The organism is Dictyobacter sp. Z7_2 (assembly GCF_057551105.1).
The window spans coordinates 3,362,123-3,383,478 of the sequence record NZ_BAAJPE010000002.1 but is presented as its reverse complement, the minus strand read 5'-3'; the positions used below and the strand labels follow the sequence as shown (position 1 = coordinate 3,383,478).

At 52.6% G+C, this 21,356-nt stretch carries 14 protein-coding genes; 9 read left to right on the top strand and 5 right to left on the bottom strand.

The window, feature by feature from the left end; all coding sequences use genetic code 11:
* Positions 1 to 19: 19 nt before the first annotated feature.
* From AC27N8_RS27745 to AC27N8_RS27735, 3 genes are read left to right on the top strand one after another with little or no spacing between them, the layout of a single operon-like run.
* Positions 20 to 3,919, top strand: a complete 3,900-nt coding sequence (locus AC27N8_RS27745) for a type I polyketide synthase (protein WP_487071536.1) — start codon at positions 20 to 22, stop codon at positions 3,917 to 3,919.
* Complete coding sequence (locus AC27N8_RS27740) at positions 3,916 to 9,306, top strand: amino acid adenylation domain-containing protein (RefSeq protein WP_487071534.1); 5,391 nt, start codon at positions 3,916 to 3,918, stop codon at positions 9,304 to 9,306. The genes AC27N8_RS27745 and AC27N8_RS27740 overlap by 4 nt, the downstream gene beginning before the upstream one ends.
* A 35-nt stretch (positions 9,307 to 9,341) precedes the next feature.
* Positions 9,342 to 10,079 (top strand): thioesterase II family protein, encoded by a 738-nt coding sequence (locus tag AC27N8_RS27735; protein ID WP_487071532.1) that lies wholly within the window; start codon positions 9,342 to 9,344, stop codon positions 10,077 to 10,079.
* Positions 10,080 to 10,190: 111 nt separating this feature from the next.
* Here the strand turns inward: AC27N8_RS27735 and AC27N8_RS27730 are convergent, their stop codons facing one another.
* A complete protein-coding gene (locus tag AC27N8_RS27730) occupies positions 10,191 to 11,354 on the bottom strand; it encodes an aminotransferase class I/II-fold pyridoxal phosphate-dependent enzyme (protein ID WP_487071530.1) in 1,164 nt (387 codons plus the stop codon).
* A gap of 436 nt (positions 11,355 to 11,790) precedes the next feature.
* On the opposite strand from AC27N8_RS27730, the gene glpK reads away from it, so the two are divergent.
* The 5 genes from glpK to dhaM all read left to right on the top strand — a co-directional run bounded on the left by glpK (position 11,791) and on the right by dhaM (position 16,585).
* On the top strand, positions 11,791 to 13,296 hold the full coding sequence (gene glpK, locus AC27N8_RS27725) for a glycerol kinase GlpK (RefSeq protein ID WP_487071528.1): 1,506 nt from the start codon (positions 11,791 to 11,793) through the stop codon (positions 13,294 to 13,296).
* Between the two features lie 151 nt (positions 13,297 to 13,447).
* Positions 13,448 to 14,326, top strand: a complete 879-nt coding sequence (locus AC27N8_RS27720; RefSeq protein WP_487071526.1) for an MIP/aquaporin family protein — start codon at positions 13,448 to 13,450, stop codon at positions 14,324 to 14,326.
* 194 nt (positions 14,327 to 14,520) lie between these two features.
* On the top strand, positions 14,521 to 15,522 hold the full coding sequence (gene dhaK / locus AC27N8_RS27715; RefSeq protein ID WP_487071524.1) for a dihydroxyacetone kinase subunit DhaK: 1,002 nt from the start codon (positions 14,521 to 14,523) through the stop codon (positions 15,520 to 15,522).
* Positions 15,523 to 15,540: 18 nt separating this feature from the next.
* The gene (dhaL, locus tag AC27N8_RS27710) at positions 15,541 to 16,179 is read left to right on the top strand and encodes a dihydroxyacetone kinase subunit DhaL (protein ID WP_487071522.1); all 639 of its coding nucleotides are present in this window, start codon (positions 15,541 to 15,543) and stop codon (positions 16,177 to 16,179) included.
* Between the two features lies 1 nt (position 16,180).
* Positions 16,181 to 16,585 (top strand): dihydroxyacetone kinase phosphoryl donor subunit DhaM, encoded by a 405-nt coding sequence (dhaM, locus tag AC27N8_RS27705; RefSeq protein ID WP_487071520.1) that lies wholly within the window; start codon positions 16,181 to 16,183, stop codon positions 16,583 to 16,585.
* A gap of 9 nt (positions 16,586 to 16,594) precedes the next feature.
* Here the strand turns inward: dhaM and AC27N8_RS27700 are convergent, their stop codons facing one another.
* Entirely contained in the window at positions 16,595 to 17,080 is a 486-nt protein-coding gene (locus AC27N8_RS27700) for a DinB family protein (RefSeq protein WP_487071518.1), read from the bottom strand.
* A 250-nt stretch (positions 17,081 to 17,330) separates the two neighbouring features.
* On the bottom strand, positions 17,331 to 17,753 hold the full coding sequence (locus AC27N8_RS27695) for a PPOX class F420-dependent oxidoreductase (RefSeq protein WP_487071516.1): 423 nt from the start codon (positions 17,751 to 17,753) through the stop codon (positions 17,331 to 17,333).
* Positions 17,754 to 17,942: 189 nt separating this feature from the next.
* On the opposite strand from AC27N8_RS27695, the gene AC27N8_RS27690 reads away from it, so the two are divergent.
* Complete coding sequence (locus AC27N8_RS27690; protein WP_487071514.1) at positions 17,943 to 18,905, top strand: aldo/keto reductase; 963 nt, start codon at positions 17,943 to 17,945, stop codon at positions 18,903 to 18,905.
* 31 nt (positions 18,906 to 18,936) lie between these two features.
* Here AC27N8_RS27690 and AC27N8_RS27685 read toward each other — a convergent pair whose 3' ends face one another.
* On the bottom strand, positions 18,937 to 19,743 hold the full coding sequence (locus AC27N8_RS27685) for an alpha/beta fold hydrolase (protein ID WP_487071512.1): 807 nt from the start codon (positions 19,741 to 19,743) through the stop codon (positions 18,937 to 18,939).
* A 124-nt stretch (positions 19,744 to 19,867) separates the two neighbouring features.
* Positions 19,868 to 21,349: an outer membrane protein assembly factor BamB family protein gene (locus AC27N8_RS27680; RefSeq protein WP_487071510.1), complete on the bottom strand. Its 1,482-nt coding sequence runs from the start codon at positions 21,347 to 21,349 to the stop codon at positions 19,868 to 19,870.
* Positions 21,350 to 21,356: the final 7 nt, after the last annotated feature.

The following is a 21,356-nucleotide window of genomic DNA, read 5'->3' as shown; positions in this document are numbered from 1 at the left end:
TACTAGTCTGGAGGATATTGTGGCATCATTATTGGCTGCCCGAAATAATCAGCAGATCAATTTTGGACTTATATTTTTTTCGAGCAGTGAAGCATCATCACAAGACAACAAGTATCGCCTGCTCATCGAGAGCGCAAAATTCGCAGATCAACACGATTTTTCATCGATCTGGATTCCAGAGCGACATTTCACCAAAGATGGCTGGCTCTATCCCAATCCAGCCGTCCTGCACGCCGCCCTCGCCCGGGAGACGCGGCAGATCAAGCTGCGAGCAGGTAGCGTTGTCCTACCATTGCATAATCCCTTGCGCGTCGCCGAAGAATGGTCGATGGTCGATAATTTATCAGGGGGACGAGTGGGCGTTGCCTTTGCCTCCGGCTGGCATCCAAACGACTTCGCGCTGGCTCCTGATAATTATGAGCAGCGCCAGGAGATCATGTTCAAGGGAATCGAAACAGTCCAACGCCTGTGGCGCGGTGAAAAGATTCAGATGACAGGTGGTAATGGAAAACAGGTAGAACTGCAAACCTATCCCAGCCCGATCCAGGCCGAGTTGCCTTTCTGGATCACTGCCGCTGGCAATCCCAACACCTTTGCCAGAGCGGGAGCGATTGGAGCTAACCTGTTGACACATCTGTACAATCAAAGCGTCCCGGAGCTCACGGAAAAGATTAACATTTACCGTAACGCACGCGCAGAACACGGCTATGATCCAGACACGGGTCAAGTATCGGCCCTGCTACACACCTTTATTGGCAAAGACAAAGAGACCGTCCGGCAGCAGATCCAGGGGCCATTTAGTGAATATCTCAAATCAGCCTCCTATCTGGTCAATGCCATCGCCTACAGCCGTGGGCAGAATGTCGATCTGAACACGCTCTCAGAGCAGGATCTTGAGGACTATCTCCACTTTGTCACCGACAGACTCATTTCCACGCAGCGCGTCCTGATCGGAACGCCAGAAGACTGTCTGGAGCAGGTCCTCCAGATCAGAGCCGCTGGCGTTACCGAGATCGCCTGTCAGATGGATTTTGGCGTCAGCACCGATCTCGTAATGGAGAGTATGCCTTATCTCAATCAACTCAAAGATGAGGCCAATGCTCGACTACAGCAGCAACCAGTCTATGAACGAGAACATATCCTGGTCGGCGCCACGCATCAACGCACCAACGGTCATAAGCCAGAAAGCCCGGCGCATAGCAGTGAAAGGTCCATGCCCTCACCCGCCATAGATTTTTCACTGGGAACGCTGCGTCAACGCTGCCAGCAACAGGTTGACCTGACCGATTTCTATCAGATGTTGGGACAGCATGGAGTCCAGCTTGCCGACAGCTTCCAGGGCATCAAGCATCTCTGGCAGGGCAATAAAGAAGCGCTGGGCCAGATCAAGCTCTCCAGCGAGCTCATCCAGGACGCCAAAGCCTACACTATTCATCCGACCCTGCTGGATGCCTCACTTCAGGTTCTGATCGCCGCCTTACCACACAACTTGTTAGCCAGCGCCAGCGATCTCTATCTACCCACAGGTATCCGCAGCTTCCAGATGCATCAGCCCTTGAGCAACGTCGTCTGGAGCCATTCCCAACTGACAACCGCAGCAACGGCAAGCAGCGCAGTGATCGAAGGCGACGTACGCATCTTCAACGATCAGGGACTGCTACTCGTAGAGGCGCTCGGGCTCCAATTGCAGCATACATCTATCGCCACGAACACACCTCAATCGACGACGGCTCAGACCATCACAGGGTTTGAGCAATGGCTCTATGAGCTACAATGGGAATCTTCCACCCTCAAAGAGCCCGATCCCGCTCTCCTGACAGGCAGCTGGATTATCTTTACAGACAAGAGTGGCGTGGGACAACGATTGATCGAGCAGTTAGATAAGTATGGAGCACACAGTCTCCGTGTCATCGCCGGCAATCACTATCGAGAACTGGCACCCGGACAATATCAGATCGATCCAACGCAAGCAGAAGATACGCAACGTATTATCCAGGAGGCCGCACGCACACAGGACGTGAAAGGCATCATCCACTTGTGGAGCCTTGACACCACGCCGGTGGCAGCCACCAGCGTCGCGTCACTGGAAGATGATCAACTCATCAGCACCCAGCATGTCCTGCACCTGATCCAGGCGCTGGCACAGCGTAACAGCGCGGTGCAACCACATCTCTGGCTGGTGACACGAGGAGCGCAAGCGGTCACGCAGGAGAATGAGCAACTTGAGCTCACCCAGGCTCCTCTCTGGGGGCTAGGTAAGACCTGCGCCATGGAACATCCAGAATTTTGGGGCGGCTTAATCGATCTGGACCCCGAGGAGACGACACGACATGCAGCCAGCCAGCTTTTAAGTGGAGTCAGCAGCTATGCCACAGAAGACCAGATCGCCTTTCGAGAGCGGCATGGCTATGTAGCACGCATGGTTCGGAGTCAGGCCAGCGCGACAAAACAGCTAACCTATCACAAAGACGCGAGCTATCTCATCACTGGCGGATTATGGGGTCTGGGATTGGAGGTCGCACATCGCTTCGCCGAGAAAGGCGCTGGACATCTCATCCTGCTGGGACGCAGCACACTTCCGCCACGCTCAACCTGGGATACTCTACCCGCCGGAAGCCGTCAAGCCATCCAGGCAGCCGGCATCCGCTCACTGGAGCGGCTGGGAGCCCAGGTCCATTACGCAACTGTCGATGTCGCTGATGAGGCTCAATTAGCAGCCTTCCTGACCAACTACAACCAGAAGGGACATCCCCCGTTACGCGGAGTCATCCATGCCGCCTCGGTCTGGCAGGATGCTCATGGACAATCGCTGGTACGTCCCCTGGTCCAGACACAGCCAGAAGCTCTGACGACCGTCTTTCGTCCCAAAGTAATCGGCAGCTGGCTACTCTATACCTTGACGAGGTCGGCTCCGCTGGACTTTTTCGTGTCCTTCTCATCAGGAGCCTCACTCTTTGGCTCTGCTGCGCAGGGCAACTACGCGGCGGCTGGCGAATTTATGGACATTCTGGCACATTATCAGCGTGCTCATGGACAGTCCGCGCTTAGCATCGACTGGGGGGCCATCTCCGAGATCGGCTTTGGCAGTACAGCCGAAGGGCTACGCGTCCATGAATACTGGGAGTCGCGTGGCATTCAGCGCATCAATCCCAGACAGGTCCTGGATACGCTCGAATTGCTTATCCCGCAAGGTGTCGCCAGAATTGGTGTGATTAAACTTGATTGGCGGCTACTTGAACAATTTTATACTCAGATTGCCAGCCTTCCCTTGGTACGCCATCTTGTCAGCAAGAGCTACGAGGACACACCAGCCAGCGGAGCACAGACAAGCTCGATTCTGGAGACTATTCGCAGCGCCAAAGCGGAACAGTGGACGCCTATCCTGGCAGACTATTTACGAGCACAGGTAGGAAGCGTCCTGCGTATCTCCGAGGATCAACTGGATAACGAGCAGCCTTTGACAGCCTTTGGACTGGACTCCTTGATGGCGATTGAGCTCAAGAACCGTCTGGAAGGCGAACTGGCACTTCGTATCCCGATCGTCACATTTTTGCAAGGACCCAGTATCATACAGTTTGCGCAGCAGCTTCATCAGCAACTGGCAGAGACCATCATTGCCAACGAAGCCCCGCCTGCACCAACGCTCGCCGTCTCATATCCAACCGCTGCCCCGCCTCCTCAGGACACGGAACAGCTCTTAGCGCAATTAGATCAACTCTCGGATCAAGATGTCGATGCCCTCCTGGCTCAAATGATGCCTGAGGAACCTGAACAGCCACCAAATGGACACGCCGAGGCTTCTGTAGAGCTTTCTACCCAGGATCCTACACTGCTATTGGCACATATCGACCAACTCTCTGACGAGCAGGTAGATTCATTGCTCAATGAAATTGCACGGAAAGAGGATTTGAATCGATGAACGATAGCTCAAAACAGCTTTCTAATCTTTCAGCCGACGCCAAACGTGCCTTATTGGCAAAACTTTTGCGCGACAAGATTCGCGCTCAGGAGAGTTGGGTACCGATCTCACAAAATCAGAAAGCACTCTGGTTTCTCTCGCGTCTGGCTCCCAATAGTGCCGCCTATAATCTTTTGTACGCAGCCCGCATCAACACGCAGATCAATCACCAGGCGCTCAACGCCGCATTGCTCAAACTGGTGCAACGCTATCCGATTCTAACCGCCACCTATGAGATGCACGATGGGCTCCCGATGCAACATCTGATCGCCAGCCGGAGCCTGACGGTTGAGGAGATCGACGCTACAGCCTGGTCGCTCGACTCCCTCCAGCAAGAGCTGCAACGTGAGAGCAATCTTCCAGTGTCATTAGAGACTGGTCCAGTGCTACGCATCAAGCTCTATCGGCGCTCGGCCGACGACTATGTATTGGCCATGATAGTGCATCATATCGCCATCGATTTCTGGGCACTTGATATCTTCGTGGACGAGCTCTTCCTGCTCTATGCAGCCGAGCAGATAGGTATCCAGGCCACGCTCCCGGCTCCGGGAGCACAGCATGCCGAATACGTCAAATGGCAGGATGAGATGCTGGCTGGCGATGAAGGCGAACGTCATTGGCTTTACTGGCAGGAGGCCTTGCAGGGTGAGCTACCAGTCCTTAACCTGCCCCTGGATCGACCACGTCCTCCGGTACAGACATACAAGGGAGCATCTCACGGCTTCACATTGAACGCGGATCTCAATCGACAGTTACGTGCCCTGGCCAAAGAGGAAAAAGTCACGCTTTTCACCTTGATGCTCACAGCCTATCAAACGCTCCTCTATCGCTATACAAACCAGGAAGACATCATCGTCGGCACGCCAGCGCTAGGGCGCACAAAATCCGAATGGGAGCGCGTCGTTGATTACCTGGCCAATCCGATTCTGGTACGCGCCGACCTATCCAATAATCCTACCTTCAAAGAGCTGCTGAGCCACACCAGACAGGGAGTCTTCGACGGTCTGGAGCATCAGGATTTCCCCCTGCCGCTGCTTGTCGAGCGACTTCAGCCCAAACGTGATCCAAGCTATTCGCCGCTCTATCAGACACTATTTATCTGGGATCGACCACGCACGCGCACCGTCCAGGATCTCGCACGCCTGGGACAAAATGGCACCGCTCATCAACTGGCACAAGCCAATCTCTCCTTTGAGCCTTTCGCTTATGGACAGCAAGGCGCTCCCCTCGATCTGACCTTAACAGTCTTTGAGATCGAGGGAGCTCTGAGCGCTGATTTCCGTTATAATACAGATCTCTTCGAGCCGGCCACAATTGAGCGCATAGCGCAACAATTTCAGGTTTTATTAGCAGGTATCATCGCACAGCCCACACAGCGCCTCCAGGAGCTACCACTCCTGACGGAGCAGCAATATCAGCAGATGCTGATAGATTGGAACTCCACGCAGCAAGCGTATCCAGTCGAAGTCGAGAGCACGCTCCAGCAGCTCATCGAGGATCAGGTCGAGCGCACCCCGAACGAGATCGCTTTGATCTTCGAAGGAAACCTCAAAACCTATCGCGAGCTGAACTACGCCGCCAACCATCTGGCCTATCGCCTGCAAGAGCTTGGAGTCGGTCCAGACGTGTTAGTCGGCGTGAGCATGGAGCGCTCGTTTGAGATGGTTGTCGCGCTCCTGGCGATACTCAAAGCCGGAGGCGCCTATGTTCCGCTTGATCCAACCTATCCAAGCGAGCGGCTCTCGTACATGCTCATCGACGCTCAGGTGCCCGTACTGCTAACCCAGTCGCATCTGATCAGCCGCCTGCCCGAGACGCAGGCACAGATCATCTGTCTTGAGCCCGGATGGAATAGTGCTCAAACCGAGCCAATCGCCAATCCAGTCAATCGAACAAGGCCGGATCAGCTTGCCTATATGATCTACACTTCTGGCTCGACCGGCAAACCCAAAGGGGTCATGAATACGCATCAAGGGATCTGCAATCGACTGCTCTGGATGCAGCAGACCTATCAACTCAACAAGTATGATCGCGTCCTCCAAAAGACACCTTTCAGCTTCGATGTCTCCGTCTGGGAATTCTTCTGGCCGCTGCTGAGTGGAGCTGGACTGGTCATCGCACGTCCGGGCGGCCATCAAGATCCCACCTATCTGGCTCGACTGATCGCCGAGCAGCATGTGACCACGCTCCATTTTGTGCCATCGATGCTACAAGCATTTCTATCGGAGCCTGATCTCACCGACTGTCAGCATATCCGCCACGTGATCTGTAGCGGCGAGGCGCTTGCACCTGAGCTCCAGGAGAGATTCTATTCACGCTTCGCGGTGCCAGCGAAATTGCACAACCTCTATGGCCCAACCGAGGCCGCCATTGATGTCACCTACTGGGAATGCCAGCGTAACGCGCCAGTCCAGAGCGTGCCGATTGGACATCCAATCGCCAACACACAGATCTATATCCTGAACGCAGCCATGCAGCCGATGCCGATCAACGTGGCCGGAGAACTGCATATCGGCGGCATTGGACTCGCTCGCGGTTACTATCATCGTCCAGAACTCACGGCTGAACGCTTTATCAAAGATCCCTTCAGCACGCAACCCGACGCCAGATTATTTAAGACAGGAGATCTGGCTCGTTATCGCGCTGATGGAGCCATCGAATTCCTGGGACGCATCGACTTCCAGGTCAAGATTCGTGGCTTCCGCATTGAGCTGGGCGAGATCGAAACGATGCTCAATCAACATCCCATGATTCAGGAATGCGTCGTCATTGCGCGTGAAGATACTCCTGGGAACAAACGCCTGGTCGCCTATCTCGTTCCAACCCGGGCAGGGACACAACCAGCGATTGAAGACCTGCGCAACTTCCTCAAAACGCAATTGCCAGATTACATGCTGCCAGCCATCTTTGTCTTCATGGATGCCCTGCCACTGGCGCTCAATGGCAAAGTGTTGCGTACAGCTCTGCCTGAGCCAGATACTGAACGCCCCGAACTCCAGGTTGCTTATGTGGCGCCACGCACATCCACAGAGGCCATCCTCACCGAGATCTGGATTGAAGTGCTCAGCCTGACACGTATCGGAGTCAACGACAACTACTTTGATCTGGGAGGGGCCTCGATTCAGAGCCTGGAAGTGGTCTCCAAAGCCAACGATGCCGGACTTCCCATGGTCCTGGAGATGCTCTTTGAATTCCAGACGATTGCCGAGCTAGCCACGGCGATAGATGCAAAGAGCTCTGAAAAAGCGGTTGTCCTGGAAGAAGCGACCTCTTCTTTACAGACGCCGCTCGCCAGGAGCCCAAAGGAAGAAGCTCCCATCGTCGAAAAGACAAAGATGAACAATACGCTCATCGAAAGCCTTGGCACATATCTACCGCCCAGGGTAGTCACCAGCGAGGAGATTCTAGCCGGATGCGCCAAACCAATTAAGTTCCCTCTCGCCAAGCTGACGGGAATCAAGACACGCCGCATGGCGGGAGAGACAGAGTTCTCGATCGACATCGCCCAACAGGCGGTCGCGCAATGTCTGGCAAACTCCAGATACAATCCAGGCGATATCGACATGATCGTTTGCGGCAACATCTCGCGCTGCGACGCTCCAGGCTTTCAATTCACCTTCGAGCCCAGCACAGCGGTCCGCATCAAAGAGCATTTCGGCTTTACCAACGCCATCGTGCTGGATGTCTCCAACGCCTGCACAGGATTATTTACGGCGGCCTACGTCATCGATGCTTTTCTCAAAACAGGTCTGATTCGACGCGGCATGGCAGTCAGCGGAGAATACATCAGCCATCTCGCGCTGACGGCACAAAAAGAGATCGAAAACTTTATGGACTCGCGTCTGGCCTGCCTCACGGTCGGTGATGGTGGAGCGGCTCTGATTCTTGAGCAAGCTCCCAATAATCAGGTTGGCTTCCACGAGTTCGAGATGTATACTCTAGGACACTATAGCGAAGCTTGTATCGGCAAGGCTACGGATCGTGAGCATGGTGGTGCCATCATGTACACTGACGCCGTCACCGTCTCATCGGTGAACTTAAAACAGGCGGTCTCGCACGCCGGGATGATTATGGAGCGCTCACGCTGGCCCAAAGAAGCCTTCCAGCACATCATCGTGCATCAGACATCCAAGACAACCATCAACGACGTGCCACGAGAAATCAACAAGTTCTTTGGCGAGGAGATCTGTCAGGATGGCAGCGTGATCAACAACATTGAGGAGCGTGGGAACACGGCGACAACCACCCACATGATCGCTCTGATGGATAATATCCGCTCGAATCGCATCAACACTGGCAACAACGCCGTCTTTGGTATCACTGGCTCCGGCGCCACCATCGGAACGGCACTCTATACCTTCGATGATCTTCCCGATCGGATTCGTCAGCGCGAGGCAGGCACGTATACGCCGACGAAAGTTGTGAGCGATGAGACCTTCATCCCACGCCTCTCGACGACCCAACGTATCCGTATCGCCAGCGTTGGCACGCCCTCCAGGGATCAGCAAGTCGAGAAGAAGACACTGGAATTGATTCAAGCCGCCGCCGATCCATGTCTGGCGGCCTATCCCTACAACAAAAGCACGATTGATCTCCTGATCTATTCAGGGGTCTATCGGGACGAATTCTTGTGTGAACCAGCCGTAGCCGCTCTGGTAGAAGGACAGCTCGGTATCAATGACGATATTGAGACGCAGGAGGATAAGAAGACCTTTGCTCTGGATATCATGAATGGGGGACTGGGCACACTCGATGCCTGTTACGCCGCTATCGGCCTGATCAAAGCGCAGAGAGCACACGCGGCATTGATCGTCGCCTCGGAGGTTGAAAACAATCGAGAATTTGCACCGACAGAACTGGTTGGCATTGAAGAGACCGGGTCGGCGCTCCTGCTCGATGAGAGTCCTGATGGCAAGACTGGCTTCGGCAATTTTGTCTTCCAGACCTTTCCCGCATATCTACAGGATGTCCATGCCAACTCAGAGATACGCAATGGTAAAACGTTGATGAATTTCAAGAGCCATCCACAACTGGAGCAGCATTACATTCACTGTATCCAGGAGACAGTTGCTGAGACGCTCAAACGCGAGAACCTGAAGCTTTCCCAGATCCAAGTCATCTTGCCACCACAGATCTCAAGCAACTTTATCACGCAATTGAGCAATGCTCTTGAGGTGAAACGAGACAAAGTTGTCGACGTTCAGGCTCAACATGATCTCTTTACGTCTTCTCTGGCCTATGCGTTGCAATATACATATGATCATCAGAAGGCTCACAAGGGCGATATCGGATTGATTATCAATGTTGGTTCTGGCCTTCAGGTTGGTTGTGCCGTTTACTACTTTTAGCTGAGATCATTTGCACTATCAGGTAGGATACACTCATGCCACAGTCACCATGGATTCTATCCCGTCAAGCATATCCAGCATCCAGGCTCTTCTGCTTCCCCTATGCAGGCGGAGGGGCAGCAGCCATCTATCGCACCTGGCAGCAAGAACTACCACCAGAGGTAGAGGTCTGTCCTATACTGCTGCCAGGCCGCGAGGCCAGATTTAATGATCCCGCTTACACCCAGGTAGAGGACCTCGTCGCAGAATTGAGCAAGCATATTCGCCCATACTTAAATGTCCCTTTCCAGTTCTTTGGACACAGTATGGGAGCTCTGATTAGTTTTGAATTAGCACGACAACTACGCCGTCAAGAGCTTCCGCAGCCGACACAACTCTTTGTGTCGGCCCATCGTTCTCCCCAGCTACCACGCCGTCAGGAGCCCATTTATATGCAGCCAGACGATGAATTCAAGGAATCACTCAAAAAGCTCGGAGGCACACCGGAAGCCATCCTGAACAACCAGGAGCTGATGGAGCTCTTCCTGCCCATCCTGCGCGCCGATTTCACTCTCTGCGAAGACTACAACTACAAACCAGAGGGACCATTCGATTATCCAATCGCGGCCTTTGGGGGACTCAAGGATGAGGATATCCCTGTCGAAGATCTGGAAGGTTGGCGCTCACAAACCCGTAGCACCTTCAGCCTCCAGACCTTCCCAGGAGGACACTTTTATCTTCATCCATATCAGAAGCAACTCGTCCAAAGCATCAGCGCCTTTTACCAATCGTAGCGTCGTGCCCTCGGGCACGATGTCCCACTCGACGTACGATCAGGCAGGCCAGCGTCGTGCGCCTGCCGTCTCATACGCGCTACTGGGACATCGCACGCGAGCGTGCGACGCTTACTTCAGTTTGGCGAGCAGGCTTTTGGCTTGCAGCAACGCCTCATCACTTTTACAGAAAGAGAAACGGACATAGTGCTTGCCAATATGCACATGCCCTTTACTATACATCGTCTCGGGCGGAATGCAGGCCACGCCGATCTCTTTGATTAAATGATGCGTAAACTCCAGAGGCATCCCATCGAAGACATCCGAGAAATCGGTCATAATGAAATACGTCCCCTCTGGTGCACGATACTTCAAGCCACTGCCCTCCAGCGATGACATCAAAAGTTGCAATTTGGCATCGTACAACGCCTTAAAATCCGTATAATAACTATCGGGCTGATTGAGCGCGTAAGCAATGGCCTCCTGCCCGGGATGGTTTACGGCAAAGACGGTAAACTGATGTGCTCGCGCCACACCGTCCAATATATCAGGATGTCCATAGACCCAGCCGATCTTCCAGCCAGTCGAGCTAAAAGACTTGCCACCGCTACTCACAGTCACAGTGCGCTCAAACATCCCCGGCAACGTGGCCATAGGAATATAAGTCGAGGCGCCCAGTGTCAGATGCTCATAGACCTCATCGCTGATTACGATTACATCATGCTCGATGCATAATTCGGCAATCATAGTTAATTCTTCGCGACTGAAGACGCGTCCCGTTGGATTGTGCGGCGAGTTGAGGATAATCGCCCGTGTCTTGGGTGTAAAAGCGGCCCGTAGCTCATCAGGATCAAACGTCCAGGTGGGAGGATGGAGCGGCACAAAGACTGGCGTAGCACCAGCCATCAAAATATTCGGCACATAAGAATCATAAAAAGGCTCAATCACAACCACTTCATCCCCCGGATCAATCAGTCCCAGCACGCACGAGAGGATGCCTTCTGTAGCACCAGCTGTCACGATCACGCCCTGATTGGGATCAATGTCCAACCCGTAGAAGCGAGCCGCATGGCGAGCCACAGCCTGACGCAATGAGACCGTACCAGGACCAGGCGCGTACTGATTCTGATATCCGGATTGAGCCGCTTTCACAAGCTCAGCGACAATATTGGCAGGGGTATCAAAATCGGGCTTCCCCTGACCCAGATTCAAGGCATTATATTGTTGAGCCAATACATTTACTTCAGTAAAAATAGTTGTCCCAAAGGTTTCAACACGGCGAGCAGAACTAGACATGCTTCCAAATACTCCCATCATGATTGCAGACATATTTTTGTTACAGCGTATTGTCAGTCATTATAACATTGTCGAACGCCACACAACCCAACGGACTCAGCAGGAAATAAAGCAAAACGCTCTTACCAAAATGATATAATATCGTGGTAAATGACTCAATCAGACAGTATTTACGCTTCTCTGTCCATACATGCAATGAGATAATCTCTAGCATACCAGATCATTAAAGGAGGATACACCCACAAGAAAGGCGCGTCGTATTCACGTTTAAAAGCTCCCTCATGACCCCCTCATGGAGCCATAGCTGGCAGTCGATTTCAAACAATGTAATCGTAATATGGAACATCTGCGATCAGTAGTTCGTGTTACCGAATGTTGATGAAGCAAGCAGACGTTGACAAAGTTGTATAACGTCTTACGAGGAGGAGTTTTTTTAATGGCTCGTTATATATTAAGCCTGGATCAAGGCACAACCAGTTCCCGAGCGATCCTCTTTAACCACGATGGTAATATTGTTAGTCTGGCGCAGCAGGAATTCCCCCAGATCTATCCAGCACCTGGATTGGTCGAACATAATCCTGAAGACATCTGGTCTTCCCAGATCCACGTCGCACAAGAAGCCATCAAGAAGGCTGGCGTCTCCACCGCGGATATTGCTGCGATCGGTATCACCAACCAACGTGAGACCGCTGTGGTATGGGAAAAGAGTACAGGCCGTCCCGTCTTCAACGCTATTGTGTGGCAAAGCCGCCTGACCGTTCCCATCTGCGACGCCCTGACGGCTAAGGGATTTGACAAGGAGATTCGCGAGCGTACCGGGTTGGTTACCGATGCCTATTTCGCAGGCACGAAGGTCAAATGGATTCTCGATAATGTAGAAGGAGCACGCGCAAAAGCTGACCGTGGCGAATTGCTATTTGGCACGATCGATACTTTCCTGATCTGGCGCCTGACCAAGGGACGTGTGCATGTGACTGACTATACCAATGCCTGCCGTACCCTCATTTTTAACATCTACGAGAAGAAATGGGATGATGTCATCCTTAAAGAGCTAGGGATTCCACATTCCATGCTGCCAACCGTCCTCCCCTCAAGCGCCGTCTACGGCGAGGCGGATGCTGAGTTCTTTGGTCGCCCGATTCGTATCGCGGGCATCGCCGGTGATCAACAGGCCGCTACCTTCGGACAGGTCTGCTATGAAAAAGGAATGGCAAAAAACACCTATGGCACAGGCTGTTTTATGCTCATGAATACCGGCAACGAAGGTATCCCATCGAAGAACGGATTGCTGACCACGATCGCGTGGGGATTAGGCACGAAGGAGAAACCTCAGATCACGTATGCGCTCGAGGGGAGTATCTTTGTGACTGGCGCTGCGGTCCAGTGGCTCCGTGATGGTCTACGAGCTATCAAATCAAGCGTCGAAGTGGAAGGCCTGGCCCAGACAGAAACGGATAATGGTGGCGTCTTTCTCGTGCCTGCCTTCGTCGGTCTGGGAGCTCCGTATTGGGACCCTTACGCCCGTGGGACGATCGTAGGACTGTCACGCGGCACAACGATGGGGCATATCGCTCGCGCCACACTTGAGTCCATGTGCTATCAGACACGCGAAGTGCTTGAGGCCATGACCGCCGATAGTGGCATCCAGACGAAGACGCTACGCGTCGATGGTGGAGCAGTCGTCAACAATCTGCTGATGCAATTCCAGGCAGATATTCTAGGAGTAGCGGTTCAAAGACCAGAAGTCGCTGAAACCACTGCCTTAGGAGCGGCCTATCTGGCAGGTCTGGCTGTTGGCTTCTGGCAGAGTCAGCAAGAGTTGAGTAAACTCTGGGCGGTTGATCGCACCTTCGAACCAAAGATGGGTGAGGATCAACGTCAAGACCTCTATGAGCATTGGAAAAAGGCCGTCCAGAGATCACTGGGTTGGGCCAAAGATTAGAAGCTATCCAGCACAAGAACAATTTCATCTTTTCCGTGTGTCCGTGCCCATACCGATAGCACATCGCGCTATAGTCATGTAGCAACGTAGACTAAACCATACATAAGGTTGTCGGTATGGACTTACCATTAAGAATGGGAGAGAAAATCTCATGGAAAATCCAGTTGTTGGCCGTTCGGCACTCGCTGGTACCTTTGGTGAATGCGTCGCAGAATTCTTCGGCACCTTCGTGCTTCTCCTCTTTGGAGATGGCTGTGTAGCTACATTCGCACTTTACAATAATATTGGCCCCAATAATGCCGCCACATCTTTTGCGAACGAATGGATTGTCATCGGGCTGGGCTGGGGTCTGGCTGTCATGCTCGGCATTTACGTCGCCGGTGCAGTCAGCGGAGCCCATCTCAATCCAGCTGTCACGATGGCGCTGGCTGCTCGCAGAAAATTCGCCTGGTCAAAAGTACTTCCCTACATCGCCGCACAAGTAATCGGTGCGTTTCTTGCGGCTGCGATCATCTACTTCGTTTACAAAGGCGCCATCGATCATGCCGTCAGCCTGGCCGGAGCTGGTAGCACCGTCACCAGTACAGCAGGTGGAGTATTCTATACCAGCCCGAAGCCCTTCGTTGGCATGTTTGGGGCCTTTTGTGATGAATTTGTCGGTACAGCTCTGCTCGTAGGACTCATCTTTGCTATCACCGACGCCCGCAATCAGCCAGTACAGGCCAACTTGAATCCCTTGATCATCGGATTCCTGGTGGTCGCCATTGGCTTATCATTTGGACTCAACACCGGATATGCGATCAATCCAGCCCGTGACTTTGGTCCGCGCCTCTGGATCGCGATCGTCGACGGCGGACGTAGTCTCAATTACTATACCTGGCTCCCGATTGTTGCTCCTATCCTGGGAGGAATCGCGGGTGGCTACATCTACGATTTCACCGTTGGGAGAGTGATTGACGCCCGTAAGATGGAAGCCTCTGGCGATACAATCACGATGGGAGAATCGGTACGTGAGCCCGCTGGCGATTAACCTTGCGGTCTCATCTCAGTACCATCAGATGAATGGACGAAGGTCTGCAAGCAAAGAAAGAACTTACCTGCAAACTTTCGTCTCTTCTTAACTATCATCAGTGCCGGCAGACGCATTTATCTTTTCAGTGCACGTGATAAAACTTGTGTAGTTAAAGGATCACTTTCCGAGCCAAAGACTCCAGAGGAAACAAAATGAAAAAGCTCATAAATAAACCCGAAGACGTGGTCAAAGAATCGATGGCTGGCATGGCAGCAGCGCATGCCGATCTCATCAGCGTAGATCTTGAGCAACAAATCATCGTGCGCAAAGGAGCGCCATTCAATAACAAAGTCGGTATCATCTCCGGTGGTGGCAGCGGACATGAGCCGATGCACGGCGGCTATGTTGGCTATGGGATGCTTGATGCAGCCTGTCCTGGAGCTGTCTTTACCTCGCCGGTACCCGATCAGATGATAGCCGCTACACGTGCCGTCAACGGCGGACATGGTGTCCTGCACATCGTCAAAAACTACACTGGCGACGTGATGAACTTCGAGATGGCCGCGGAATTGGCCGATGCCGATGGCATCAAAGTGGAGAGCGTGATCACTAACGACGATGTTGCAGTGACAGATAGCCTCTATACAGCCGGGCGTCGAGGAGTAGGCGTCACAGTACTCGTCGAGAAGATCGTTGGAGGACTGGCAGAAACAGGAGCTCCACTTGAGCAGGTGGCGGCCCTGGCACGCAAAGTAAATGATCATGGTCGCAGCATGGGACTCGCACTCACATCCTGCACGGTACCGGCGGCCGGCAAACCAACCTTCGAGTTAGGCGAGAACGAGGTAGAGATTGGTATCGGCATTCATGGCGAACCTGGACGTCATCGCATCCCACTGGCAAATGCGGCGGAGCTCACCGAAATGCTCCTCAACCCAATCATCGAAGATCTGGGACTCAAATCCGGCGAACAGGTACTTGCCTTCGTCAATGGCATGGGAGGCACTCCTTTAATCGAGCTTTACATCGTCTTTGATACCGTCCAACGCATTCTCAAAGGGAAAAATATTACGCTCGCCCGCTCGTTTGTCGGCAACTATATTACTTCGTTGGATATGGCTGGCTGCTCGATCACCCTGCTGCGCCTCGATGATGAGCTCATCAAATATTGGGATGCGCCTGTCCATACACCGGCATTGCGTTGGGGCCGTTGAGAAATTTTGGAGGAGACGATGCCTGTCACACATACGGATATACTTCATTGGCTGGAACGTTCGGTACTGGTGCTGCATGAGAACAGTGCGTTACTGACTCAACTCGATTCAGCAATTGGTGATGCCGATCACGGCATTAATATGGATCGCGGCTTTCAGGCCGTCGCCGCCAAGCTTCCAGGGATGGAAAATGCTGATATCAGCACCATCCTTAAAACGGTGGGAAGTACGCTTGTGTCAACCGTCGGAGGAGCCAGTGGACCTCTCTATGGGACGGCGTTTTTGCGAGCCGGCACGGCGACCGCCAGCAAGGAGACGTTGGACGCTTCTGATGTAATCGCGATGTTTGAGGCGGCCCTAACTGGCATCAAAGCCCGTGGCAAGGCACAAACTGGCGAGAAGACGATGCTTGATGCTCTGACGCCAGCCATTGAGGCTGGACAACAGGCTCAAGCGGAACAGGCATCCCTGACAGCGGTCGTACAACGCATGGCAGATGGTGCTAAAGCGGGTATGCAGTCAACTATAGCCATGCGAGCCACCAAGGGTCGTGCCAGCTATCTAGGCGAGCGTAGCGTGGGACATCAGGACCCGGGAGCGACATCGTGCTGGCTACTTTTACAGGCTCTGGCTGAGACGCTAGAAAAGGGGACCTGATATGTCTGTAAGTATTGTAATTGTCTCGCATAGCGCTCGCCTGGCTGAGGGTGTGGCCGAGCTGGCGAGACAGATGTCAATGGGTGAGGTGACGATTGCGGCGGCAGGAGGTACCGATGATGGCACTATCGGCACCTCGATCGCCAAAGTAACCGCTGCCTTGCAAACAGCGGCTAATCCCGATGGCACACTCGTCCTACTTGATCTGGGAAGCGCCGTCATGATTACAGAGATGGCTCTCGAGACGCTTGATGCCAGCGCACGTACACGCACCCTCATCAGTGCCGCCCCGCTGGTTGAAGGAGCTATTCTGGCCGCCGTTGAAGCCTCAGCGGGAAGTTCTCTTCAGGAGGTGGCTGAGGCTGCCGATAGCGGTCGCGATATGCCCAAAGGACATCCCGCATAAGTGCTCAGATCACTCCAGCGCCTTGTTTTCCTGGCGAAAATGGATAATCTCTTCACAGTGTTGCTGCACATGTCCAGTCACCAGATTGATCATGTCAGCAACGCTGGTCTTGCCATCTGGAAGCCAGGAGAGCGTCCCTTGCTTTTGGATCAACTCCTCAGGAAGTTCTGCCACCAGAGCTGTCGATTGCAGCATCACATCCTGATATTCATTGATCACCTGTTGTGCGGTGTGATAACGACGTGCCGCAACCGCCTCCTGTGAGAATTCCCTGGCGGAGGCTCGCCATCTGAGCAGATACGGCGACGGCTGCTCCCCATGGACGGTTTCCAGCGCATCAGTCAGTAAGAGTTCATACGATACGAGATGAGCAAGGACGTCTTTAGCAGACCATTCTCCGCTGACACCAGGCAGATCCCACATTGGTTCTGGCAGGTCATCAACCGTCTGAATAACATACAAGTGGCTATTCTCCAGTATCTCTGTCGCTTGCATAAGACATGCTCCAATCTATCACTATTATCTTTACGTACTAATAATACCATCCTGATAGATACTTCGCTGCTCAACTATCCAGCGCACAGAGCCACAACGTCATTACTTTAGAGACACGATGAGTTCAGCAAACTCTGCCTTATGACACCAAAAGAGATTAAATCCGTCAAATACGAGCGGTAAAAATAAGTCAGGAGGTCACCTACTCAAGAGCATAGATGACCTCCCACAGGTTCTGTAAAAGTGACGTTTAGCTGGTCATATCGTGCATATAGATGACATTTGTTGGCGTGAGACGCACCAATAATTCTCCTGGCACAGCATTGCGCGTTCCATAGGCTTCAGCCAGAGCGTCCCCCATATAGCGAGCCGCAATTTTTGTCGCCCAATATTTCATCTCATCCAGTTCTTCCGAGAGCGTAACGGTCCCCTCGATCATCGCAAAGGCATACGGGGGAGCCTCATCATCGACACTGATACAAGCCTGTCCGGTCCGGCGCAGATTCTGCCCCTTTACCGTCGCATTGCCCGTATTAAAAACCAGCGTATCGCCATCCAGAACGAACCAGATCGGCACAACGTGTGGACGACCATCGGCACGCACAGTCGCCAGCTTGCCCGTACGTGTACCATTCGAAATAAATGCTCGACTTGCGGCTGTAAATGATGCCATAAAATACTTCCTTTCTTCACATCAAAACGAGTGATTACCTTATTCATTATCGTCTTTGAAGTCAAGTGGAAAGAGGTCAAGCGAAGCGAGGACACTGGTCACGGGAATGAAGCAAACTATGTCTTATAATACAAAGAGTTCGGATAGTGGTTCAGCAATGAATCCATGATAGATAAAAGGAGTATATATATGCTTATGCGTAAAGTCGGACGTACCGACCTGCAAGTTTCTGCTCTCTGCCTGGGAGGAAATGTTTTTGGCTGGACATGCGATGAAGCAACGTCGTTTACGGTGCTGGATACTTTCGTGGCCGGAGGCGGCAACTTTATTGATACCGCCGATGTTTATTCAGCATGGGCACCGGGTCACAGCGGAGGCGAGTCCGAAACGGTGATAGGCAACTGGCTGGCCAGGCGCAAAAATCGCGAGCAAGTCATTATTGCCACCAAAGTTGGTATGCAGATGGGCAATGGGGAGAAAGGACTATCACGCCAGCACATTATCAAAAGCGTTGAAGACTCACTGAAGCGCCTTCAGACTGACTATATTGATCTCTACCAGGCGCATCGCGACGATCCAGATGTCCCGCTCGAAGAGACGTTGGAGACGTTCAATGATTTGATCAAAGCGGGCAAAGTGCGAGCAATTGGTGCCTCCAATTATACCTCCGAACGTCTGACGGAGGCCCTCGCAGTCAGTTTGCAACATGGCTACGCCCGTTATGAATCGCTCCAGCCACCATATCATCTCCTCAACCGAGCCACCTACGAAGCATCGCTGGAAGCCCTCTGCCTCGAGCAAGAGATCGGCGTGATCACGTACTCCTCGCTTGCCAGCGGCTTCCTGACAGGGAAATATCGCTCGGGACAGAAACTACCAGCAAGCGCACGCGCTCAGAATGTGCAGAGCAAATATATGAATGAGCATGGATTTGCTGTGCTGGCCGAGGTCGAAAAGATCGCGCAGGCGCACGATGCAACGCCGGCGCAGGTGGCTTTAGCCTGGATCATTGGGCGTCCTGGCATCACGGCACCGATTGCCAGCGCGACATCAGTTGAGCAGACACACGGGCTACTGGGTGCCCTATCGCTGCGCCTTACGCAGGATGAGGGCGAAAATCTGAGTAATTGCAGTAGCCCCTCAACGAATTAAGCCAAAAAAGAGCATCTACGCCAAAGATGGATTAATTTTTGGCTAGCCATGCTCTGACCTTCTGGTCGAAAAGTTCAGGTTCTTCAATCCATGGAAGATGACCACTATCCTCGAATATCTCTAAAGATGATTGCCGGATGTGCTCATGGATGATTTGTGCCTGAGAGGGGGGACAAATAAAATCATCACGGCCCACGATAATAAGGGTTGGACAGCTAATCTCATGCAATCGAGGAGTCACATTGTATGTGGAAAGCATCTCCTCTTGTTTTGTGCCTAATACTGAGAAAACAGTCTCTTCCAGGATGGCTTCATATTCGGGTTTGTAGTGGTGAAAATACAGCGAAAAAATGGACTTTAACAAACTTTTCATATTTTCAGCGTCAGTAGGAGTGGCCGACAATGCTTCGAGCATGGCGGGAGTTGCTTCTTTGGCAAGAGCATTTTTTACGATCTCTTCACCGTAGGCAAATGCGGGTGCGGTATCTAGCAGGATTAGATGGGAAACATTATCTGGATAACGGAGAGCATATTCCAGAGCCAGGAAACCTCCATAGGAATGGCCTAATATCGCAACTTTTCCTAGATTGAGATATTGTCGCAGACCCTCAGCATCTTTAGAAAATTGGTCATGACTCAGGCTTTCCAATGGGGGCCGACCAGAACGCCCATTAGAGCGATGGTCATAATAGATGAAGTCAAAGATGTCACTAAGTCCGTTTAAACCTTGTAAACTGGTGTGATCTAAGCCCAGACCACCATGCATCGCCAGACAAGGTATACCTGTTCCTGTCCTTGTATAAAATAGCTGGGTCTGATTGATCTCTGCAATCGGCATATATTTCTTCCTCCATGAATGACAACTTTCCGCAGAAGTATATCAAAATTCAAACAGTTCCTTCAAGCACTGAAAGTATCGATGCTTACTCTTCAGGACACATGAAAGTGGCCCACGCTTCAAGTTACGAGAAAGTGGCAGCAGCCACACCGTTCACTGTACCAAAGAATAAACTTCTTCCCGAAAGGGTAGGCGTCGAGAATGATGGCACCTGCACTTCCGTATTAAGGTTGATACGCACCTGCCCGTTACTGAGATCAGCGGCAAACAGCATACCACTTGTATTCAAACCATAGACGGTATGTCCCCCGACAATCACCGGTAGCGTCAGACTTGAGGTATGCCAGACGATCGACATCTGGCCATTGGACTGGACAGTCACCAGACGTGCACCATCGGTACACGGCACCAGCACCTGCGAGCCCACCAATGACGCTCCTCCCATCGCCAGACCATTACAGATCTGCTTCACTGCCATCTGTCCTCCAACTCCGCCAAGGGCGTTCGCATGTAACACATAGCCTTTCCCATCTTTACCGGCCACAAAAACAAGACCATTGGGCAGAAGCACGGGACCAATGGATCCCAGATCAGCATCGCTACTATTTTCTGCTTGCCAGTTAGCCGGGGCAAAGCCGTCTTCAAGCTTGAGCTGAGGCGACAAGCGCAGGACCGAATCGCTATGATCCCAGGCGCCATGTGTTTCCTCACCATTGCCGACCGAAACATAGACATTCCCAGCGCTATCAACGATCGGACCCGATGGCCCCCAGATACCTCCCTCACGAGGAGTCGGCACACGAAAAGAATAGATGGTACCTTGCCCACTGGTAGACTCAGCCACAACCGTCCCACGATAATCAGAACAATCGCCAGCCAATCCGCCGTACGCGACATAGATCATCCCCTGAGAAAGCACCAAAGCCGCCCGCTGCTGATGAGCAGCATTGTACATGCCCGCAACATCCGCCGAGCGCCGCACCTTGACCTTGCCAGTGTTGGCATCAATGCCAACCAGAATATGCTCTGGTCCAGTAATCTCAGCAACCGCAAAAACGAGCCCGGTGGCCGGATCATAGACAGGTGTCCCGGTGATACCCAACGGATTGATATCCCCGCAAGGCAACGAGGAGTGCGGGACAGGCGTTCCCACGTTTGTCTGCCAGATCACTTTCCCTGATTGCGGATCAAGCGAATAAAGTGTATCGCCTTCGGTAGCCACAATCACATGCCCTTTCACCATCAGAGGCTCCGCATAGACGGCGCCATCAAGGCTTGTCTGCCAGGCATTCGTCAGATGCTGGGGATCAGGGCTGGCAGGTAAATATCCATTATGCGTTCCATCATGATGATAGGCCAACCAATCATCCCAACCATGGGTCGTTGACGCTTGCGCCTCCCTGGATATCGATGTGGTAGGAGTGGTAGTTGTCCCACCTTGCTGACCAGTTGTTCCTCCACTACCACAACCAGCCAGTACGATGGTAGATACGAGACAGAGCATGCAGAAACGGAGATAATAAGTCCGCTGGGGGGAGGCTATCCGAGCTTGTTGGAAGTTGAAAAGTCTATCCGCCACCGAGAACAACCTTGTGATAAAAACCATTCAGTCA

Coding starts and splice junctions, on each gene's coding strand:
- AC27N8_RS27740 (WP_487071534.1), top strand. CDS start 3,916: ATGAACGATAGCTCAAAACAGCTTTCTAATCTTTCAGCCGACGCCAAA.
- AC27N8_RS27735 (WP_487071532.1), top strand. CDS start 9,342: ATGCCACAGTCACCATGGATTCTATCCCGTCAAGCATATCCAGCATCC.
- AC27N8_RS27730 (WP_487071530.1), bottom strand. CDS start 11,354: ATGTCTAGTTCTGCTCGCCGTGTTGAAACCTTTGGGACAACTATTTTT.
- glpK (WP_487071528.1), top strand. CDS start 11,791: ATGGCTCGTTATATATTAAGCCTGGATCAAGGCACAACCAGTTCCCGA.
- AC27N8_RS27720 (WP_487071526.1), top strand. CDS start 13,448: ATGGAAAATCCAGTTGTTGGCCGTTCGGCACTCGCTGGTACCTTTGGT.
- dhaK (WP_487071524.1), top strand. CDS start 14,521: ATGAAAAAGCTCATAAATAAACCCGAAGACGTGGTCAAAGAATCGATG.
- dhaL (WP_487071522.1), top strand. CDS start 15,541: ATGCCTGTCACACATACGGATATACTTCATTGGCTGGAACGTTCGGTA.
- dhaM (WP_487071520.1), top strand. CDS start 16,181: ATGTCTGTAAGTATTGTAATTGTCTCGCATAGCGCTCGCCTGGCTGAG.
- AC27N8_RS27700 (WP_487071518.1), bottom strand. CDS start 17,080: ATGCAAGCGACAGAGATACTGGAGAATAGCCACTTGTATGTTATTCAG.
- AC27N8_RS27695 (WP_487071516.1), bottom strand. CDS start 17,753: ATGGCATCATTTACAGCCGCAAGTCGAGCATTTATTTCGAATGGTACA.
- AC27N8_RS27690 (WP_487071514.1), top strand. CDS start 17,943: ATGCTTATGCGTAAAGTCGGACGTACCGACCTGCAAGTTTCTGCTCTC.
- AC27N8_RS27685 (WP_487071512.1), bottom strand. CDS start 19,743: ATGCCGATTGCAGAGATCAATCAGACCCAGCTATTTTATACAAGGACA.
- AC27N8_RS27680 (WP_487071510.1), bottom strand. CDS start 21,349: ATGGTTTTTATCACAAGGTTGTTCTCGGTGGCGGATAGACTTTTCAAC.